The following is an 18,998-nucleotide window of genomic DNA, read 5'->3' as shown; positions in this document are numbered from 1 at the left end:
GTTCCGGCGCGAAGGTGAAGGCCGATGCCGATGCCTGGCGCGCGGCGAGGCCGGCGATCCCTGGCGTCAATCGTCCGCCGCCGGGTCCAGGTCCGGGAACATCACCTCGGTAAAGCCGAAGCGCGAAAAATCGGTGATCCGCATCGGATACAGGATGCCCAGCAAATGGTCGACTTCATGCTGCACCACGCGCGCATGGAAGCCGTCGGCGTCGACCCGGACCGGCGTGCCGTGCTGGTCGACGCCTTCGTAGCGCAGGCGCGTGAACCGCGGCACGCTGCCGCGCATGCCCGGCACCGACAGGCAACCCTCGAAGCCCTCTTCCATTTCGCTCGACAAGGGCGTCAGCACCGGATTGAGCAGCACCGTCTCGGGCACCTGCGGCGCGTCCGGATAACGCGCGTTGTGCTTGAAGCCGAAGATCACCAGTTGCAGGTCGACGCCGATCTGCGGCGCCGCCAGGCCCGCGCCGTTGGCGGCGTGCATGGTGTCGAACATGTCGGCCACCAGCGCCGCCAGTGCGGGCGTGCCGAATTCGCGCACGGGTTCGGCCACGCGCAAGAGGCGCGGGTCGCCCATTTTCAGGATCTCACGTACCGCCATATCCGTTCTCCTTCGCCAGCCGGGCCAGGAAGCTCTTGAAACCGGCGGCGGTTTCAGGATGCTTCAGTCCCATCGCGGCGGTCGCCTGCAGGTAGCCCAGTTTCGAACCGCAATCATACCGCTGTCCCGCGTAGCGGTAGGCGAGCACGCGTTCGGCGCGCATCAGCGCGGCGATGCCGTCGGTAAGCTGGATTTCGCCACCCGAACCGGCGCCGAGGTGCTCCAGGTGCTCGAAGATCGCGCCGCTCAGGACGTAGCGCCCGACCACGGCCAGCGTCGACGGCGCCTCTTCCGGCAGCGGCTTCTCGACGATGTTCGAGACCAGCTCGAGATTGTCGCGATAGGCCTCGGCCTTGACGATGCCGTACTGGCGCGTGTGTTCGCGTGCCACGTCCTGTACCGCCAGCAGGCTGCACTTCTCGTAGCTGAACACCTCGGCCATCTGGGCCAGCACCGGCGTGATGCCGGGTCCGGTGTCCATGAAGTCGTCGGCCAGCAGCACGGCGAAGGGCTCGTTGCCGACCACGGGACGCGCGCACAGCACCGCGTGGCCCAGGCCCAGCGGCGCCGACTGGCGGATGTAGATGCAGGTGACGTTCTTCGGGATCACGCCGCGCACCAGCTCCAGCAGAGCCTGCTTGTTGGCCGCTGCCAGCTCCGCCTCGAGCTCGTAGGCCTTGTCGAAATGGTCCTCGATGGCGCGCTTGTTGCGGCCGGTGATGAAGATCATCTCGGTGATGCCGGCGGCGACGGCTTCCTCGACCGCGTACTGGATCAGCGGCTTGTCGACGATCGGCAGCATTTCCTTCGGCTGCGCCTTGGTGGCGGGAAGGAAGCGGCTGCCCAGGCCTGCCACGGGAAAGACGGCCTTGCGAATGATGGTCATGTCTTGCTCTCCTGTTGTCGTTCCTGGCCGGATCGCGCGTCCGCCAGCAGCGCCAGCAAGCCCGCTTCGTCGAGCACGGCCACGCCGAGCGACTCGGCCTTGGCCAGCTTGCCGCCGGCCTCCGCGCCGGCCACGACGTAGGAAGTCTTCTTCGATACCGAGCTCGACACCTTGCCGCCGGCCGCCTCGATCAGCGCGCCGGCGTCGTCGCGCGACATGGTCGGCAGCGTCCCGGTCAGCACGAAGGTCTGGCCGCTGAGCGGGCCCTGGTCCGGCTCGGCTTCCTGCGGCAGCTGTTCCAGCAATGCGCGGCGCAGGGTCGACAAGGCGGACAGGGCCGCGCGGTTCGCGGGCACGGCCATCCAGGCCTCGAGCGCGGCCACCACCGATGCGGGCAGGCCGAAGACGCCGAACACGCGCAGGTGCGCCAGGTCCTCGAGCGTTTGCCCGGCCAGCAGCTGGCGCGCGCGCGGTTCGGTCAGTTTCGGAATGCCGAGCGCGGCCAGCAGGGCCACCTCGTCGAGGCGCTCGCGCAGCGCCGCTTTCGGCGCGTGCTCGCCTTGCGGCGCCACGCCCGCCGCGAGCAGCGCATCGAGCGCGACCTGGTTTTTTTCCTCGGCGAAGAAATCGGCGATCGATTCGGCCACCGTGCCACCGATGTCGGGCAGCACGCGCAGCAAGGCCGCCGGCGCGCGGCGCACCAGCGCCAGGCTGCCCAGCCAGTCGGCCAGGGTCTTCGCGGTCGACTCGCCCACGTGGCGGATGCCGAGCGCGAACAGCAGGCGTTCGAGCGGCGGCCGCTTGCTCGCGGCGATCGCCGCGAGCAGGTTGTCGGCCCACCTGGTCGGCACCTTGCCCTGCTTGAGCGTCTCCGGGGCGGCATTGCTTCCACCGGCCTCGCGCTCGTCGGCCAGGCGCTTCATGCGCAACAGGTCGTCCTGGTTCAACTTGTACAGGTCGGCCACGCCCTGGATCAGGCTGCACTCGACCAGGCTGTCGATGTAGCGGTCGCCCAGGCCTTCGATGTCCATCATGCGGCGTCCGGCGAAATGGCGGATCGCTTCCTTGCGCTGGGCCGCGCAGCTCAGGCCGCCCGAGCAGCGCGCCACCGATTCGCCCTCTTCGCGCACCACGTGCGAGCCGCAGACCGGGCACACGCCCGGCAGCATGTAGACGGCGGGCGCCGGGGTCGGCCGGCGTTCGAGCACGACCGACAGCACTTCGGGAATGACGTCGCCGGCGCGGCGCACGACGACCGTGTCGCCCACGCGCACGTCCTTGCGGCGCACCTCGTCTTCGTTATGCAGCGTGGCGTTGGTGACGGTCACGCCGCCCACCGACACCGGCACCAGGCGCGCCACCGGCGTGATCGCGCCGGTGCGGCCGACCTGCACGTCGATCGCCGACACCACCGTCAGCGCTTCCTCGGCCGGGAATTTATGGGCCAGCGCGAAACGCGGCGCGCGCGAGACGAAGCCCAGGGCGCGCTGGTCGGCCAGGCGGTCGACCTTGTAGACGACGCCGTCGATCTCGTAGGGCAGCACGGCGCGGCGCGCGCCGATCTCGCGGTAGTAGCCAAGCAGGCCTTCGCGGCCCCGGACGACGGCGCGTTCCTTCGACACCGGCAGGCCGAAGTGGTCGAGCCAGTCGAGCAACTGCGAATGCGATTCCGGCATCCCGGCGCCTTCGAGCAGGCCGACCCCGTAGGCGAAGAAGCGCAGCTTGCGCTGGGCCGTGACGCGGGCGTCGAGCTGGCGCAGGCTGCCGGCGGCGGCATTCCTCGGGTTGGCGAATTCCTTCAGCCCGGCCTCGCGCTGGCGCCGGTTCAGGCGCGCGAAGTCCTCCTTGAACATCAGGACTTCGCCGCGCACCTCCAGCACCGCCGGGATCGGCTGGCCAATCGCGTCGCCGTGCAGGCGCAAGGGAATCACGCGCACGGTGCGGATGTTGGCGGTGACGTCTTCGCCGGTATAGCCGTCGCCGCGGGTGGCGGCCTGCACCAGCACGCCGTGCTCGTAGCGCAGGCTCATCGCCAGGCCGTCGAACTTCAGCTCGGCCGCATAGGCGACCTCGCCGTCGTCGAGGCCTTCGCGCACGCGGCGATCGAAGTTCTCGACATCCTCGTCGGCAAAGCCGTTGTTCAGCGACAGCATCGGCACCGCATGGGTGACCTGTTTGAACTCGGGGATGGGCGCGGCGCCCACGCGCGAGGTCGGCGTGTCGGGCGAGACCGCTTCCGGATGCGCCGCTTCCAGCGCCTGCAGTTCGATGAACATGCGGTCGTACTCGGCGTCCGGAATGGTCGGCGCGTCGAGCACGTGGTAGTTATAGATATGGCGATTGAGTTCCTGCACCAGCGCCGCCATGCGCGCCAGGTCCTGGCCGGCCGTGTCGGGTTGCTCGCTCATCGGCTCCTCAGCTGAACAGGCGCAGCGCGCGGGTCGAGCCGGCGGGAATGTCGGCCGCTTCCATCTCGGTATAGAAATCCTTCACCTGGCCGGCGATTTCGTCGAGCGTGGAGTCGAGCAGCGGCTGCTCGAAGTCGTCGACCATGGTCGCGTCCAGGCGCATCATCAGGTCGCGCGCGGCCTTGACCATCGCGCCGAAGCCGTCGCGGCTCGGCGCCACGCAGGGCACGTCGAGCAGCAGGGTCAGGCGGTCGGTGGTGTCGGCGCCCAGGGTCACGTTGGTCGACAGCGTAAACAGCACGCCGCCTGCGCCGTCGGGCATGGCGAAGCGGCCGCTCGGGCCGACGTCGAAGCCTGCCTTTTCCAGCGCGCCGATCAGGGTCGACATCGCCCACGGCGTGCCGTTCGATTTCAGGTTCACGCCCAGCTGGGCGTCATGGCCGGCGACGAACTTGTGCAGGGTGCGCGCTTCGCTCATGACCTCGATCATGTCCGGCACTTCCGGCTCGGCGCCGATGTCGTCGGCCACCGCGCGCAGGCGCGTGACCAGTTCCGAGTATTCGAGCTCGTTGAGGGCCGTGGTGCGGGTCGCCATCTGCACGCCCGCCTGCAGCTTGGTATAGACGCCGCCATGCGCGATCGGCTCCCAGTCGCCGCTCACGGCCAGGCCGATGTAGTGGATCGGCTTGTTACCGACGCGGCGCAGCTGGTGCAGCGCCGGCAGGATCCTCTCGCCGCGCGCCGGGCCTTCCAGCGCCAGCGGAATCATGCAGTCGATCAGCGGGTCGACCAGGCTCTCGGCCAGTTCGCTGGGCGCGTTGTCGGGCGCGGCGCCGGCCGGCGTGGCGGCCGGCTCCAGCGATGCCGGCGCATCGAAGGCGGCGGAAGGGGCGGCGGCGGGCGCGGCGGCCGGCGCTCCGGTGCCGAAGCCCGGTTCGACCGGTCCCATCGAGGGCGTGGCGCCCAGGTCGAGCACCGGTTCGCTGCGTTCGGCCGCGCTGCCGTCCGGGCGCATCAGGACGTCGTCGTGATCGGAAGCGAAGGCGCGTTCGACGCTCTTGCGCGCCTTGTGCTCCTGCCACTTGTTGTAGGAGATGACGCCGACGACGAAGACGCCGCCCGCCGCGATCAGGCTCATTTGAAGGTCTGTCATGCTGCTTGTGCCTCAGTAGCGAAATGGGCGGCGGACTCCATGTCCACCGCCACGATGCGCGATACGCCCTGCTCCTGCATCGTCACACCGATCAGTTGATTGGCCATTTCCATCGCAATCTTGTTGTGCGAGATGAAAAGGAATTGGGTATGTTCGGACATGCGCTTGACCATGCGGCAAAAGCGCTCGGTATTGGCGTCGTCCAGCGGCGCGTCGACCTCGTCGAGCAGGCAGAACGGCGCCGGGTTCAGGCGGAACATCGAGAACACGAGCGCCGTGGCGGTGAGCGCCTTTTCGCCGCCCGAGAGCAAGTGGATGGTCGCGTTCTTCTTGCCCGGCGGCTGGGCCATCACCTGGACGCCGGCATCGAGGATCTCGTCGCCCGTCATGACGAGCCTGGCATTGCCGCCGCCGAACAGGATCGGGAACAGTTCCGAGAAATGCGTGTTGACGCGCTCGAAGGTATCCATCAGCAGTTCGCGCGTTTCCTTGTCGATGCGGCGGATCGCGTCTTCCAGCGTGGCGATGGCTTCGTTCAGGTCCGCGTTCTGCGCGTCGAGGAAGCGCTTGCGTTCCGACGCCGTCGCCAGTTCCTCGACCGCGGCCAGGTTCACCGCGCCGAGCGCCGCGATCGCGTTCGACAGGCGCGTGACCTCGCCCTGCAGGTATTGCGGCTTGAGCTCCGGATCGAGCTTCACGGCCAGCGTCGCCTCGTCGGCACCGGTGGCGGCCAGGGCTTCGGCGAACTGCTCTTGGTTCAGGCGCGCGGCCTGTTCCTTCAGCTGCATCTCGGTGATGCGGTCGCGCTGCGGCTGCAGGCTGCGCTCGGACGACATGCGCGATTCCTCGGCATGGCGCAGCTGCTGCGCGACCTGGTCGAGTTCGTGGCGCGCGTCCGACAGCGCCTTTTCCTGCGCGCTGCGGCGCGCCAGCAGTTCCTGCAAGCCTTCATGGGCGCTGCCGCTTTCGAGCGCCGCGAGTTCGGCCTGGCCGGAGGCGAGGCTATCGGCGACTTGCGCCGCCTGCTGCGTGGCGGTGGCGATGCTGCGCCGCAGCTCCTCGATCTTCGCGCGGCCCGTCTTTTCGGCGAACAGCGCTTCCTGGGCCCCGCGTTCGAGCTCGCGCAGCTTGTCGCGCGCCTCCGACAGCGCCGTTTCCCTTTGCAGAAACAGCGCCTGGCCATCCTCGAAACCGGACTGCAGCCCGGCCAGCTCGATGTCGTGCTGTTCGAACTGCTGCTCGGCTTCCTGCTGGACCATGCGCTGCTCTTCTTCCTGGGCCGCGATCTCGGCCAGGTCGACGTCGATCTGGCTGCTGCGCTGGTTGAAGCGCGACTCGACTTCGTTCTGGCGCACCACCTCGATTTGCAGCGCATGGGCTTCGCGCTGGAGCGTGGCGATGCGCGCGCGCGCGTCCTGCAGGCGCCGCGTCAGTTCCGCCACGTGGGCGTCGGCGCGGGTGGCGCGCGTACGCGCCTCGTCCGTCAGCAAGGCCTGGGCGCGCAGCTGCGTGGCCGTGTTGTCGATGTCGTGCTGGCGCGCCAGCATGCCGTCCTGCTCGGCGTCGGCGGCGTAGAAACGCACGCTCGAGCCGGTGACGACATGGCCCTGGCGCGTCACGAAACTGCCGCCCTGGGGCAGCCGCGCGCGCCCGGCAAAGGCGTCGCTCACCGATGCGGCGACGAAGACCAGGTGCAGCCAGTCGCCCAGCACGCCGCGCAGGCCCGGGTCGTTCAGCTTGAGCAGGCTGGCGAACGATTTCAGCCCCATTACCTCGACGGCGGCGGGCGCGCCGGGCGCCGGTGCATACAGGGCCAGGCGCGCGGGCGGGGCGTCGCCGGCGAAGGCCTTGGCCCAGTCGATGTTCGACACCTCGAGCGCGCCGGCGCGCTCGCGCAGCACCGCTTCCAGGGCGGTTTCCCAGCCCTCCTCGACCTGCACCTTTTGCCACAGGCGCGGCAGCGAGTCCAGTTCGTGCTTGCGCAGCCACGGCGCGACCTTGCCCTGGGTTTGCACGCGGTCCTGCAACTGCTTCAAGGCCGACAGGCGCGCTTCGAGCTGGGCGTTGGTGGCCGACTCGCGCTGCGACTGGGCGTGGGCGGCGCTGCGCTCGCTCTCGGCGGCGTCCATCAGCGCGGCCGCCTCTTCCTGCATCAGGGTCTGCTCTTCCAGCGCCTGCTGTTTTTCCTCGAGCTGCAGGCGCAGGTTGGCCAGGTGCGCGCTGTCGGGCGGCGCCAGCGACTTCTGCTCGGCCTGCAGGCGCTCGCGCCGGGTCGCCAGGCCGTTCAGGATATTGCCGGCATTGCGGCCGTGGGCGGCGGCCAGCTCGATGCGCTGGCGCACCTCGCCGATCCGGGCGCGGGCCTCGTCGCCGCGGCGCTGGGCTTCGCGCCAGGCGCTATCGAGTTCGGGCAGGCGTTCGCCCTGCGCTTCGACCGCGATCTGGGCGCCTTCGGCGCGCGCGGCCAGCTCTTCGACCTTGCAGGTCGCTTCCTCGATCTGTTCTTCGTATTCCCGGGCCTGGGCCAGCCACCGGTCGCGCTGGGCGGCGAGCGTGCCGAGCTGGTTCTGCAGGCGCGTGCGCGACTCGATCACGAACTTGATCTGCGCTTCCAGGCTGCCGATCTCGGAATTGGTCTGGTAGAGCGCGCCCTGCGCCGTGTGCAGGCGGTCGCCGACGGCGAAATGGTGCTGGCGCAGGTGTTCGAGTTCGAGTTCGACGTTGCGCAGCCTGGCGGTCTGCTCTTCCAGGCTGTTCTGCGCTTCTTCCATCTCGCGGAAGTAGCGGGCCTGCTCGGCCCTGGCCTCGTTCTTGCGCAAGAGCCAGAGCAGCTTCTGCTTTTCTTCCTGGTCGCTTTGCAGCTGGTGGAAGCGGTTGGCGACGGCCGCTTGCGCCTCGAGCTTGTCGAGGTTGGCGTTCAGTTCGCGCAGGATGTCCTCGACCCGCAGCAGGTTTTCGCGCGTGTCGGACAGCCGGTTTTCGGTCTCGCGCCGGCGTTCCTTGTACTTCGAGACGCCGGCCGCCTCTTCCAGGAAGACGCGCAATTCTTCCGGGCGCGATTCGATGATGCGCGCGATCATGCCCTGGCCGATGATGGCATAGGCGCGCGGACCGAGGCCGGTACCCAGGAAAATATCCTGGATATCGCGCCGGCGCACCGGCTGGCCATTGATGTAATAGGTAGAGGTGCCGTCGCGCGTGAGCGTGCGCTTGACGGCGATTTCGCCGTACTGGCCCCACTGTCCGGCGGCCTTGCCGAGGCTGTTGTCGAACACGAGTTCGACCGAGGCGCGGCCCGAGGGCTTGCGGTGGGTCGAGCCGTTGAAGATCACGTCCTGCATCGACTCGCCGCGCAATTCGGAGGCTTTCGATTCGCCCAGCACCCAGCGCACGGCGTCGATGATGTTCGACTTGCCGCAGCCATTCGGGCCAACCACGCCGACCAGTTGCCCAGGCACCTGGAAATTGGTGGGATCGACGAAAGACTTAAATCCCGACAATTTAATGGAGGATAGTCGCACGTTGCTTGGGGTACTCGGGAATCGATAAAGGACGCATCATACCATTTGTCGCTTGCCTTTCGGCCAAGTTTGCGAGCGGACCGGGCATTCGGCTCCTGGGCATCGGCCCGGAGCGGCGCCCCTGGCCGATGCCGCCCGCGCACGCGCTTGCTGGGATGAAATAGAGAGTCCTGGGCGAACTCTCAGCCCGCGAGGCGCCGGCGCGCCGGATCGTTGACCGCCTGCATGGCTTCGGTCAGGACGCGCCCGACCACGCCTTCCGCTGCCAGCACCCGGACGCTGCCGGCGCGCAAGACTTCCAGCAGCTGCTCGGCCGACAGCGAGAACGCTTCCTGGCGCACGCCGGCCGAGAAGATGAAGAGCGTGCGCAGCGGGCTGACCCAGGCCAGCTTGACCTTGCGCACGGCGCCGTCAGGCTGGACGAATTCGAGGCGCATGCCGCGCTCCAGGGTCGCGACCAGGCCGCCGATGTCGTCCTGCTCCGGCGCCGCCTCCTGCGCGGCGCCGGCCTGTTCCTGGGCGATGCGGCGCAGCGCGTCCTGCTGGGCCGCCTCGACGGCCAGTTCGAGCTGGCGCTCGGGCGACAGTTCGAGCGGCGCGCGCACGATCGAGAGATGGCATTTCGCCAGTTCGGCGAAGAATTGCAGGCGCTCGGCGTCGCGCCATTTGATCGCGTCGAGCCATTTATTGAGCGCTGTGAGCAGGCCCGGCAGCTTGGCGATGAGCGCCTTGCGCTGTTCCTGGGTCGCCTTCGGCTTCACGGTCCAGACCAGCTCGTCCATGGTCTGGGTGGCGTTCTGCAGCGCGCCCGGGCGCTCGTCCTCGATCAGGTGGGCAAAGGTCAGCACGTCGACCCAGCGCTGTTCGAGGAAGATCGAGACCACGGGCAGCAGCGCGCCGTCGGCAACGCGCGCCCGCACCGCCTGGCGCGCCGAGCGCTGGGCCACGGTCTGCCGTTCGATCCTGGTGGCGCGCGCGATCGGGGCGGCGATCGCTTCCTCGGCCGCGCGCTCCTCGGCCGCCAGCTGGGCTTCGAGTTCGGCCACGGCTTCGGCGAACGCGGCCGGCTGGGCGTCGGGTGCGCGGCCGATGCGGTCGACGCCGCGGCGCATGGCTTGCACCACGGGATCGTCGACATGCTTGCGTCCCTCCCAGCCCATGGTCGACAGCAGGTCGATCATGCGCCGCGCCGGGTGCGCTTCCTGGAAGAAAAACTCCTGGTCGAGCAGCGCCGCCTTCAGCACCGGCACCTGCAGGAAGCGGATCAGTCCGCGCGTTTCTGCCGGGATACTGTCGTCCAATAGCACCGTCTCGAAAATGCGCGCGAGCAGGTCCAGCGTGTTTTCTTCACCGCGCGACAGGGCGCCCTGGGGCAGGCTCTGCTTCAGGCGCGGCAGATAGACGCCGTTGTGCGGCGCCGCCGTGGCACCGGCATCGCCCGCCGGCACGGCCGCGGCGGTGGCCGGAAGCTGCAGGCCGGCCAGCAGGTCGAGCAGCGAGGCATGCTGCCGGAGGGCCGCTGCCGGGAGCGCCGGCGCGCCCGCTGCGGCCGCGAAGCCGGGATAGGCGTCCGCGCGAACGGACGCCCCGGCCAGGTCGCAAGCGGCACCGGCCGGCAGCGCCGCCGTACGCTCGGGCGCGCCGAATCCCGTGGCCGAACTCGGTCGCCAGCCATTTCCCTGCGGCATATTCGGCACATCCGGCACGAGCGCGGCGCCCTCCGCGTCCGCGTTCCCGAGCAGGCTGCGCAGTTGCTGCGCCAGCGCTGCATCCATTCCCGTACGGCGGACGCGGCCGGCGTCGGTCGTCTTGCTGATATGGAAGCGTTCGCGCGCCTGCTTGCTGCGCGCGCGCAGCGTCGCGTCGAGGGCCGCCAGCAGCGGACCCAGGTCGAGGAAGAGCTCGGGGCGCAGCAGCGGCAGCAGCAGCGCGTGGTCGCCGGCGTCCGGGGTGAAGGCGCGCCAGGCATCGTGGATGGCGATGAGGAAGAGCTCGGGGCGGAAGGGATTCTGGCCGGGGCGCAGCAGCTCGCGCCCGAGCAGCAGGCCGATGCGCACGCACAGGCTGGCCAGCACTTCCGAATGGGCGATGTCGAAGGGACGGCACAAGCTGCCGAAGGCGACCCGGTGATCCATCACTTCCAGCGGCACCAGGCTCAGCGAGATGGCGTCGGCCCGGGTCCTGGCGCCCGGTACCAGCTCGTCGACCGCCTCGCGCAGGGAGCGCTCGATCGCCTCGCCGGCCAGGTGGACGAAGGCGTAGGTGTTGCTTTTCAAGAGCTTGCCGGCCTTGGCGCGGCGATACGCGGCCTGCTGGTCGAGGCCGGCCGTTGTCATGTCGGCCATTGCCGCCACCAGCCGGTCGGCCATGGCGGCCAGCTGCTCGCCGGCGCTGGCGCAAGCGTCGCGGACGAGTTCGGCCAGTAGCTCGCGCGGGAGCGCGGACGGCTTGGAGCTGGCGGGTTCGTTGGCGGCGTGGGCCATGGTCGGTTCATCCTGTGGCGCTAAGCGCCGGCACGTCATTGTTGCACATAATTTCCACTTGGAAATACTCTAACGCTAAATTTACCCTGTTCACGGCATTTACTTACGGCATCTTTAGCTTGCGATGCCGCAACCGCCGTCTTCTTTGTTTCCCTAACATGACAAGGTTCCCTTTTTCCACTCCACGTTCCAGCCCACCCGAGGAAGCTGCCATGAAACTGATTCGTCAACGCGATACCCGGTTCAAGATCGTCGGCGCTTTTGCGCTCCTGTTCGTACTGGGAGCGGCCTGCCTGCTCTGGCTGCTGGCGCAGCTGGGCGACGCCGCCGCGGCCGTGCGCGGCGCGGCCGTGGCGGGCATCGGCGCCGGCGCCGTCGTCACGGCACTGATTGCCGCCTGGACCGTGCGCGAGGCCGGGCGTCCGCTGCACGAGGCGCTGAGCGTGGCGCAGCGCGTGGCCGGCGGCGACCTGCGCCTGCGCGTCGCCGGCGATGCCGGCGGCCAGGCCGGGGCGCTGATGGCGGCCATGGGCGCAATGGCCGCCAAGCTGGCCGGCATGGTCGGCGAGGTGCGCGGCGGCGCGGCGGGCATCGCCAGCGGCACCATGGAAATCGCCGGCGGCAACCTGGACCTGTCGCGGCGCACCGAACAGCAGGCCGCCTCGCTCGAGCAAACCGCGTCCTCGATGGAAGAGCTGACGGCTACCGTGCGCCAGAACGCCGACTCGGCGCGTACGGCGAGCAAGCTGGCCCTGTCGGCCTCGGAAGTCGCGGTCAAGGGCGGCGCCGTGGTGGGCGACGTGGTCGGCACCATGGCCTCGATCAACGATTCATCCAGGCGCATCGCCGAGATCATCGGCGTGATCGACGGTATCGCCTTCCAGACCAATATCCTGGCCCTGAATGCGGCCGTGGAAGCGGCCCGGGCCGGCGAACAGGGACGCGGCTTTGCCGTCGTCGCTTCCGAGGTGCGCAGCCTGGCGCAGCGCTCGGCGGCCGCGGCCAAGGAGATCAAGGCGCTGATCGACGACTCGGTGGCGAAGGTCGAGGCCGGTACCCAGCTGGTGGACAAGGCCGGACGCACGATGGACGAGGTCGTCGCCAGCGTCAAGCGCGTCACCGACATCATCGGTGAAATCGCCGCGGCCAGCATCGAGCAGACCGCCGGCATCGAACAGGTGAACGGGGCGATTGCCGCGATGGACCAGGCGACCCAGCAGAACGCGGCCCTGGTCGAGCAAGCAGCGGCCGCCGCCGCCGCGGTGCGCGAACAGGCCGCGGCGCTGACGCGCGCCACCGGCGGCTTCGTGCTGGCGGGCGATGCGGCGCCGGCGACGCCCGCTGCCGTGCAGCAGCCGCCGGCGAAGACAGCGGCAACGTCGCGCAAGGCGGCGCAGCTTCCAGCGGCCGCCACGGTAACGCCGATCCGGCGGATGGCGGACAAACCCGATATCGATTGGGAAGAGTTTTAAATATCACCACCAAAAAACATTGACGTATTCAGGGCATGGTTTATTTTCAATAGGTAGGAAAGTATCCTACACGGGCTCAGGCGGTCATCCGATACCGGTTCAACAGTACGGCTCTCATGATTGCAACACCGAAAAACAGCCGCCGAATGCATCCGGCGGTTCGGCGAGCAGACCTGTTTTTTCACATTGAAAGGAAATCATCATGGCCTCGAATCAGAAAAAAGGTGTCCAAGGCGGAACCCCTGAGCAACATGCGGAAGCCGGCCGTCAAAGCCACAAGAACGACGCGAACAGGCAGTCCGGTTCCGGTTCGGGTTCGCGCTCGGATGCCGGCGCCGGTTCGCGCAGCGGCGCGCAGGAGCAGAATCTCGACATGGGCCGCCAGGGCAGGAACGACGACAACAAGCAGTCAGGTTCCGGCTCGGGTTCGCGTTCGGGTTCCGGCGCGGGTACCCGCGGCGGCACGCCTGAGCAGCATGCCGCGGCCGGCCGTCAAAGCCACAAGAACGACGCAAAGAAGTAATTCGCCCTGACCGCCGCCAAGGGCGGCGGCAACGGAAAAGAGCCCGGCCGATTCCGCTGTCCGGGCTCTTTTTTATTCGGCTTGGGTATTATCCGGCCTTGCCCGGATAATACCCATCACCATATTAACTCCATTGGCCGGCCAGCGAAAATGCCGGGCCCTGCATTATCCATCCATGCACATATAATTTGCATCCACGCATTCAATTGCACATGATATTTGCATGGATACGCCATTCGCGGAACAAAGGAAAGGCCGGCATCGCCTCCTTCGATTCGAATGGAAACGAATGCCGGCCCGTGCCGGTTTACCGCGCTCAGATATTGCGCAGGTGCGCCCCTTTCGGCGGCGAGAAATCGGCGATGTCGTTGATCATGCCGGCGATCTTCGCGTCGCGCGAATTGAGGTGCAAGTCGGAATACTGGTGGATGGCCCACTGCTCCGGCGAGAGCTCGACGTGCTTGCGCAGGATCGATTCGGTGCGTGCATCGTCGGCGCGCAAGCCCTCGACGATGATGTTGAGGGCGTCGGGGCGCGAGCCCGGGGACGCCGTCGCATGCGACTTGTGCACCATGAAGCGCGCCGTCTCGCTGGCGTAGCGGCGCGTGCCCGACAGGTACATGATGACCGCGATCGAGGCCACCGCCCCGCCGTTGTACATCACGAACTCGATCGGCGACTTCGACATGAAGTTGTACAGGCACAGGCCATCGCTGACATAGCCGCCGTTCGACTGCACCAGCACGTGCGCCGTTTCGATGCCGTCCTCGGTCATGTGGCCGACCGCCTCGAACACGCGGTGCACCATGTCGCTGTTGACGTCGCCCGACAGGGTGAACCAGGCTTCCTTGCTGCGTTTCGCTTTATCTTCGCTCATAGTCGTGTTTTACCCCGTGATCTACCCCGTTGTTTTATTCCCCAAAGTGTGATCGCCAGTGTAACAAATCGAGGAAAAAGCCTGCGCACCGGCACGCCAACGGTGCGCAGGCCCTGGTGCGGCCGTCCTTAAAGCGGCCTTAAAGCGGCCTTAACAGCGGGCGCGGGAGGGCGAATCGGGCCGCGCGAGATTGACACAATCGAGGCGGTGACATATTCTCCACAGTCTTGATCGGGAGAGGTCAGCCGATGCGCTGGCGCCGAAGGGGCATCACCCAAAAACTCTCAGGCAAAAGGACCGGTCAAGGGTCGGCACCCGAGGTGCGGACCAACTCTGGAGAGCGGCCCGCGAGGGCCCACCGAAGGGGCAGGCGACGTCGGTCGCTATCTCTCAGGTACCAAGGACAGAGGGGCGCGCAGCGCACGCATCGGTTCGGCCGGCGTGGCGGCTCCCCTATACGACTGCCCGAGGACTCCATGACGCTCAAGACCACCCCGCTCAATTCCGCACACCGCGCCCTCGGCGCCAAGATGGTCGATTTCGGCGGCTGGGACATGCCCGTCAACTACGGCTCGCAAATCGAAGAGCACAATGCCGTGCGCACCGATGCCGGCATGTTCGACGTCTCGCACATGTGCGTGGTCGACCTCGAAGGCGCCAATGCCCGTCCCTTCCTGCGCGCCCTGCTGGCCAATAACGTCGACAAGCTGCAGGTGCCGGGCAAGGCGCTCTACTCGTGCATGCTCAATCCCGAAGGCACCGTCATCGACGACCTGATCGTCTACTTCTTCCGCGAAGACTGGTTCCGCCTGGTCGTCAACGCCGGCACCGCCGAAAAAGACGTGGCCTGGATGCGCCGCCAGAACGACGCTACCGGCAGCGGCCTGGCGATCACCCAGCGCCGCGACGGCGGCGACGCCATCGCCCTGGTCGCCGTGCAGGGCCCGAACGCCCGCGCCAGGGTCTGGCAGGTGCTGCCCGAGACCCGCGCCGCTTCCGAGGCGATGAAACCCTTCAACGTCGTGATCGTGCCGGATACGGCCTTCGGCGAAGTCATGGTCGCGCGTACCGGCTACACCGGCGAGGACGGCTTCGAACTGGGGTGCCCGGCCGACCGGGTCGAGGCGCTGTGGAACGCCCTGGTCGCGGCCGGCGTCAAGCCGGCCGGCCTGGGCGCGCGCGACACGCTGCGCCTGGAAGCGGGCATGAACCTGTACGGCATGGACATGGACGAATCGGTCAATCCGCTCGACGCCGGCCTGGCATGGACCATCGACCTGGTCTCCGAGCGCGACTTCGTCGGCAAGGCCGCCTTGCAGGCCAGGGGCCAGAACGCCCAGTTCATGGGCCTGATCCTGCGCGAGAAAGGCGGCATCCTGCGTGCGCACCAGCGCGTCGTGGCCGCGTCGGGCGCAGCCGGCGAAATCACCAGCGGCACCTTCAGCCCCTCGATGCAGCAGGCGATCGCGCTGGCGCGCCTGCCGATGGATGTCGCAATCGGCGACACCGTGCACGTCGAGATCCGCGACAAGAAGCTGGCCGCCACCGTGGTCAAGCTGCCGTTCGTCCGCAACGGCAAGGTGCTGGCCGCCTGACCCAAGATTTATAATACCGCCACATACCAACCTGGAGCCCTGTACATGAACATTCCGACCGACCTGAAATACACCGAGTCCCACGAGTGGGTCCGCCTCGAGACCGACGGCCTGCTGACCGTCGGCATCACCGAGTACGCGCAGGACGCGCTGGGCGACATCGTCTTCGTCGAACTGCCGCAGGTCGGCAAGACCCTGACGGCCGGCCAGGACGCCGCCGTGGTCGAGTCGGTGAAAGCGGCCAGCGACATCTACGCGCCGGTCGCCGGCACCGTCGTCGCCGTCAACCAGCCGACCGCCGACGCGCCGGACTCGATCAACCAGGATGCCTACGGCGCCTGGCTGTTCAAGCTCAAGCCGGCCGACGCCAACGCGATCAACGGCCTGCTCGACGCCGACGCCTACGGCAAGACCACCGGCAACTGATATCGACAGGTGCGCCCGGTTCGCGCATCCGTGGTGCGCGCACCGGGCGTACCGCCCTGCTCTAGCGCATTCCCGACTCCATCCATCGACCGGCCGCCCCCGGCGCCACCGTCACCTCTTTTTGGCCACCACCATGACCCGCACCAGCCTGACTCAACTTGAAGCGCGCGATTCGTTCATCCCGCGCCACATCGGCCCGTCCGAAACCGAAGAAGCGGCGATGCTGTCGACGCTCGGCTACGCGTCGCGCGCGGCGCTGATCGACGCGGTCGTTCCCGCCAACATCCGCCGCAAGGACAAGCTCGACCTGGGCCAGTTCTTCGAGCCGCTGCCGGAGCAAGGCGCGCTGGCCAAGCTGAAGGCGATCGCCGCCAAGAACAAGGTGATGAAGTCGGTCATCGGCCAGGGCTATTACGGCACCCATACGCCGGCCGTCATCCTGCGCAACATCTTCGAGAACCCGGCCTGGTACACCGCCTACACCCCTTACCAGCCGGAGATCTCGCAGGGCCGCCTGGAAGCGATCCTGAATTTCCAGCAGATGATCACCGACATGACCGGGATGGGCATCGCCAACTCGTCCATGCTCGACGAAGGCACGGCCGCCGCCGAAGCGATGACGCTGATCCAGCGCGTCGGCAAGTCCGCCTCGAAAGTGTTCTACGTCGCCGACGACGTGCTGCCGCAGACGCTGGAAGTGATCCGCACGCGCGCCGAGCCGATCGGGGTCGAAGTGCGCACCGTTGCCGCCGCCGGCGTCGAGTCGCTCGACGAAAGCTGCTTCGGCGTGCTGCTGCAATACCCGGGCGTGAACGGCGAAGTGCGCGACTACCGGGTCGCCTGCGAAAAGCTGCACGCGGCCGGCGCCATGATCATCGTCGCCGCCGACCTGCTGGCCCTGACGCTGCTGACGCCGCCGGGCGAATGGGGCGCCGACGTCGTCGTCGGTAACAGCCAGCGCTTCGGCGTGCCGCTCGGTTTCGGCGGCCCGCACGCCGGCTACCTCGCCACGCGCGACGAATTCAAGCGCTCGATGGCGGGCCGCCTGGTCGGCGTCACCGTCGACGCCCAGGGCCAGCCGGCCCTGCGCCTGGCGCTGCAGACGCGCGAGCAGCACATCCGCCGCGAAAAGGCGACCTCGAACATTTGTACCGCCCAGGTGCTGCTGGCGGTGATGGCCGGCATGTACGCGGTCTACCACGGCCCGCAAGGCCTGACGCGCATCGCCCGGCGCGTGCACCGCATGGCCGGCATCCTCGCCTCGGGGCTCAAGCAGATGGGCTACGCGCTGGCCAACGCGACCTTCTTCGACACGCTGACGGTCGAGACCGGGCGCGCCGCCGAACTGCACGCCGCGGCGAGCGCGGCCGGCGTCAACCTGCGCCGCATCGACGACGGCCACGTCGGCCTGTCGCTGGACGAGACCACGACCCGCGAGGACCTCGACCTGCTGTTCTCGATCTTCGCCAACGGCGCCGCGGCGCCGGACGTCGCCTCGCTCGACAAGGACGCCGCGCAAGCCTTCCCGGCGGCCCTGGCCCGCACCAGCGCCTTCCTGACCCACCCGACCTTCCAGCGCTACCACGCCGAGCACGAGATGCTGCGCTACCTGCGCTCGCTCGCCGACAAGGACCTGGCGCTGGACCGCACCATGATCCCGCTCGGCTCATGCACGATGAAGCTCAATGCGACCTCGGAAATGATCCCGGTCACCTGGCCCGAGTTCTCCAGCATCCACCCGTTCGCCCCGGACGACCAGACCGTCGGCTACCGCGAGATGATCGGCCAGCTCGAGGAAATGCTGTGCGCCGTCACCGGCTACGCCGCGATCTCGCTGCAGCCGAACGCCGGTTCGCAGGGCGAGTACGCGGGCCTCCTCGTGATCCAGAAATACCACCAGGCGCGCGGCGAAGGCCACCGCAACATTTGCCTGATCCCATCCTCGGCGCACGGCACCAACCCGGCATCGGCCAACATGGTCGGCATGCAGGTGGTCGTCACCGCCTGCGACGAGAACGGCAACGTGGACCTGGCCGACCTGAAGAAGAAGGCCGAACAGCACAGCGCGAACCTGGCCTGCGTGATGGTCACCTACCCCTCGACCCACGGCGTGTTCGAGGAAGGCATCCAGGAACTGTGCGAGATCGTGCACGCGCACGGCGGCCAGGTCTACATCGACGGCGCCAACATGAATGCGCTCGTCGGCGTGGCCGCGCCGGGCGCCTTCGGCGGCGACGTCAGTCACTTGAACCTGCACAAGACTTTCTGCATCCCGCACGGCGGCGGCGGCCCCGGCGTCGGCCCGATCGGCGTTGGCGCCCACCTGGCACCCTTCCTGCCGAACCAGCGCTCGAGCGGCTACGTGCGCAACGAAGAGGGCATCGGCGCGGTCAGCGCGGCGCCGTACGGCTCGGCCTCGATCCTGCCGATCTCGTGGATGTACATCGCGATGATGGGCGCCGAAGGCCTGACCGCGGCGACCGAGATGGCGATCCTGAACGCCAACTACATCGCGCGCCGCCTGGCCCCGCACTATCCGGTGCTCTACACGGGCCACGACGGCCTGGTCGCGCACGAGTGCATCATCGACCTGCGCCCGCTGCAGGACAAGACCGGAATCTCGAACGAAGACGTGGCCAAGCGCCTGATGGACTTCGGCTTCCACGCCCCGACCATGAGTTTCCCGGTGCCGGGCACCCTGATGATCGAGCCTACCGAGTCGGAGTCGAAGATCGAGATCGACCGCTTCATCGAGGCGATGATCACGATCCACGCCGAGATCGTCAAGGTCGAGCGCGGCGAGTACGACAAGATGGACAATCCGCTCAAGGGCGCGCCGCACACGGCCGAAGTGGTCACGGCCGACGACTGGCAGCACACCTATTCGCGCGAAGTGGCGGCCTTCCCGGTGGCCTCGCTGCGCAAGAAGAAGTACTGGCCGCCGGTCGGCCGCGCGGACAACGTGTATGGCGACCGCAACCTGTTCTGCGGCTGCGCGCCGATCAGCGATTACGAGTAAGGGCCTGGCGGTAAGATGAAAAGCGGCGCCGG

Annotated in this window: 12 protein-coding genes and 2 riboswitches; of the genes, 5 read left to right on the top strand and 7 right to left on the bottom strand. The window is 67.9% G+C overall.

All coding sequences use genetic code 11. From position 1 onward, the window contains the following. Positions 1–66 precede the first annotated feature (66 nt). From def to ACFPOU_RS12735, 6 genes are all read right to left on the bottom strand, one after another. The gene (gene def / locus ACFPOU_RS12760) at positions 67–603 is read right to left on the bottom strand and encodes a peptide deformylase (protein WP_379721686.1); all 537 of its coding nucleotides are present in this window, start codon (positions 601–603) and stop codon (positions 67–69) included. Next, positions 590–1,489, bottom strand: coding sequence for a UTP--glucose-1-phosphate uridylyltransferase GalU (gene galU, locus ACFPOU_RS12755; protein ID WP_379721683.1), 900 nt, complete (start codon positions 1,487–1,489; stop codon positions 590–592). The genes def and galU overlap by 14 nt, the downstream gene beginning before the upstream one ends. Next, on the bottom strand, positions 1,486–3,897 hold the full coding sequence (gene ligA, locus ACFPOU_RS12750; RefSeq protein ID WP_379721680.1) for an NAD-dependent DNA ligase LigA: 2,412 nt from the start codon (positions 3,895–3,897) through the stop codon (positions 1,486–1,488). Before ligA ends, galU begins: the two co-directional genes overlap by 4 nt. A 7-nt stretch (positions 3,898–3,904) precedes the next feature. After that, the gene (locus ACFPOU_RS12745; RefSeq protein WP_379721677.1) at positions 3,905–5,050 is read right to left on the bottom strand and encodes a cell division protein ZipA C-terminal FtsZ-binding domain-containing protein; all 1,146 of its coding nucleotides are present in this window, start codon (positions 5,048–5,050) and stop codon (positions 3,905–3,907) included. Next, a complete protein-coding gene (gene smc / locus ACFPOU_RS12740) occupies positions 5,047–8,571 on the bottom strand; it encodes a chromosome segregation protein SMC (protein WP_379721673.1) in 3,525 nt (1,174 codons plus the stop codon). Before smc ends, ACFPOU_RS12745 begins: the two co-directional genes overlap by 4 nt. Before the next feature lie 182 nt (positions 8,572–8,753). After that, positions 8,754–11,054 (bottom strand): DUF1631 family protein, encoded by a 2,301-nt coding sequence (locus tag ACFPOU_RS12735; RefSeq protein WP_379721670.1) that lies wholly within the window; start codon positions 11,052–11,054, stop codon positions 8,754–8,756. Between the two features lie 212 nt (positions 11,055–11,266). On the opposite strand from ACFPOU_RS12735, the gene ACFPOU_RS12730 reads away from it, so the two are divergent. Beyond that, positions 11,267–12,526 (top strand): methyl-accepting chemotaxis protein, encoded by a 1,260-nt coding sequence (locus ACFPOU_RS12730; protein WP_379721667.1) that lies wholly within the window; start codon positions 11,267–11,269, stop codon positions 12,524–12,526. A gap of 202 nt (positions 12,527–12,728) precedes the next feature. Next, positions 12,729–13,049 (top strand): hypothetical protein, encoded by a 321-nt coding sequence (locus tag ACFPOU_RS12725; RefSeq protein ID WP_379721664.1) that lies wholly within the window; start codon positions 12,729–12,731, stop codon positions 13,047–13,049. 316 nt (positions 13,050–13,365) lie between these two features. Here the strand turns inward: ACFPOU_RS12725 and ACFPOU_RS12720 are convergent, their stop codons facing one another. After that, the gene (locus ACFPOU_RS12720) at positions 13,366–13,926 is read right to left on the bottom strand and encodes an ATP-dependent Clp protease proteolytic subunit (protein WP_379721661.1); all 561 of its coding nucleotides are present in this window, start codon (positions 13,924–13,926) and stop codon (positions 13,366–13,368) included. Between the two features lie 222 nt (positions 13,927–14,148). Then, a riboswitch (glycine riboswitch) is annotated at positions 14,149–14,236 on the top strand. Positions 14,237–14,249: 13 nt separating this feature from the next. Further along, positions 14,250–14,343: riboswitch (glycine riboswitch) on the top strand. A gap of 59 nt (positions 14,344–14,402) precedes the next feature. Here ACFPOU_RS12720 and gcvT point away from each other — a divergent pair. From gcvT to gcvP, 3 genes are all read left to right on the top strand, one after another. Continuing rightward, positions 14,403–15,521, top strand: coding sequence for a glycine cleavage system aminomethyltransferase GcvT (gene gcvT / locus ACFPOU_RS12715; protein WP_379721658.1), 1,119 nt, complete (start codon positions 14,403–14,405; stop codon positions 15,519–15,521). A gap of 45 nt (positions 15,522–15,566) precedes the next feature. Further along, a complete protein-coding gene (gcvH, locus tag ACFPOU_RS12710) occupies positions 15,567–15,947 on the top strand; it encodes a glycine cleavage system protein GcvH (protein WP_379721656.1) in 381 nt (126 codons plus the stop codon). Between the two features lie 133 nt (positions 15,948–16,080). Beyond that, a complete protein-coding gene (gcvP, locus tag ACFPOU_RS12705) occupies positions 16,081–18,966 on the top strand; it encodes an aminomethyl-transferring glycine dehydrogenase (protein ID WP_379721653.1) in 2,886 nt (961 codons plus the stop codon). Positions 18,967–18,998: the final 32 nt, after the last annotated feature.

It is taken from the genome of Massilia jejuensis, assembly GCF_042656795.1.
In the GTDB taxonomy this organism is placed as follows: domain Bacteria; phylum Pseudomonadota; class Gammaproteobacteria; order Burkholderiales; family Burkholderiaceae_D; genus Telluria; species Telluria jejuensis.
The sequence above is the reverse complement of the archived record's forward strand: the minus strand, read 5'-3'. Positions and strand labels throughout refer to the sequence as shown.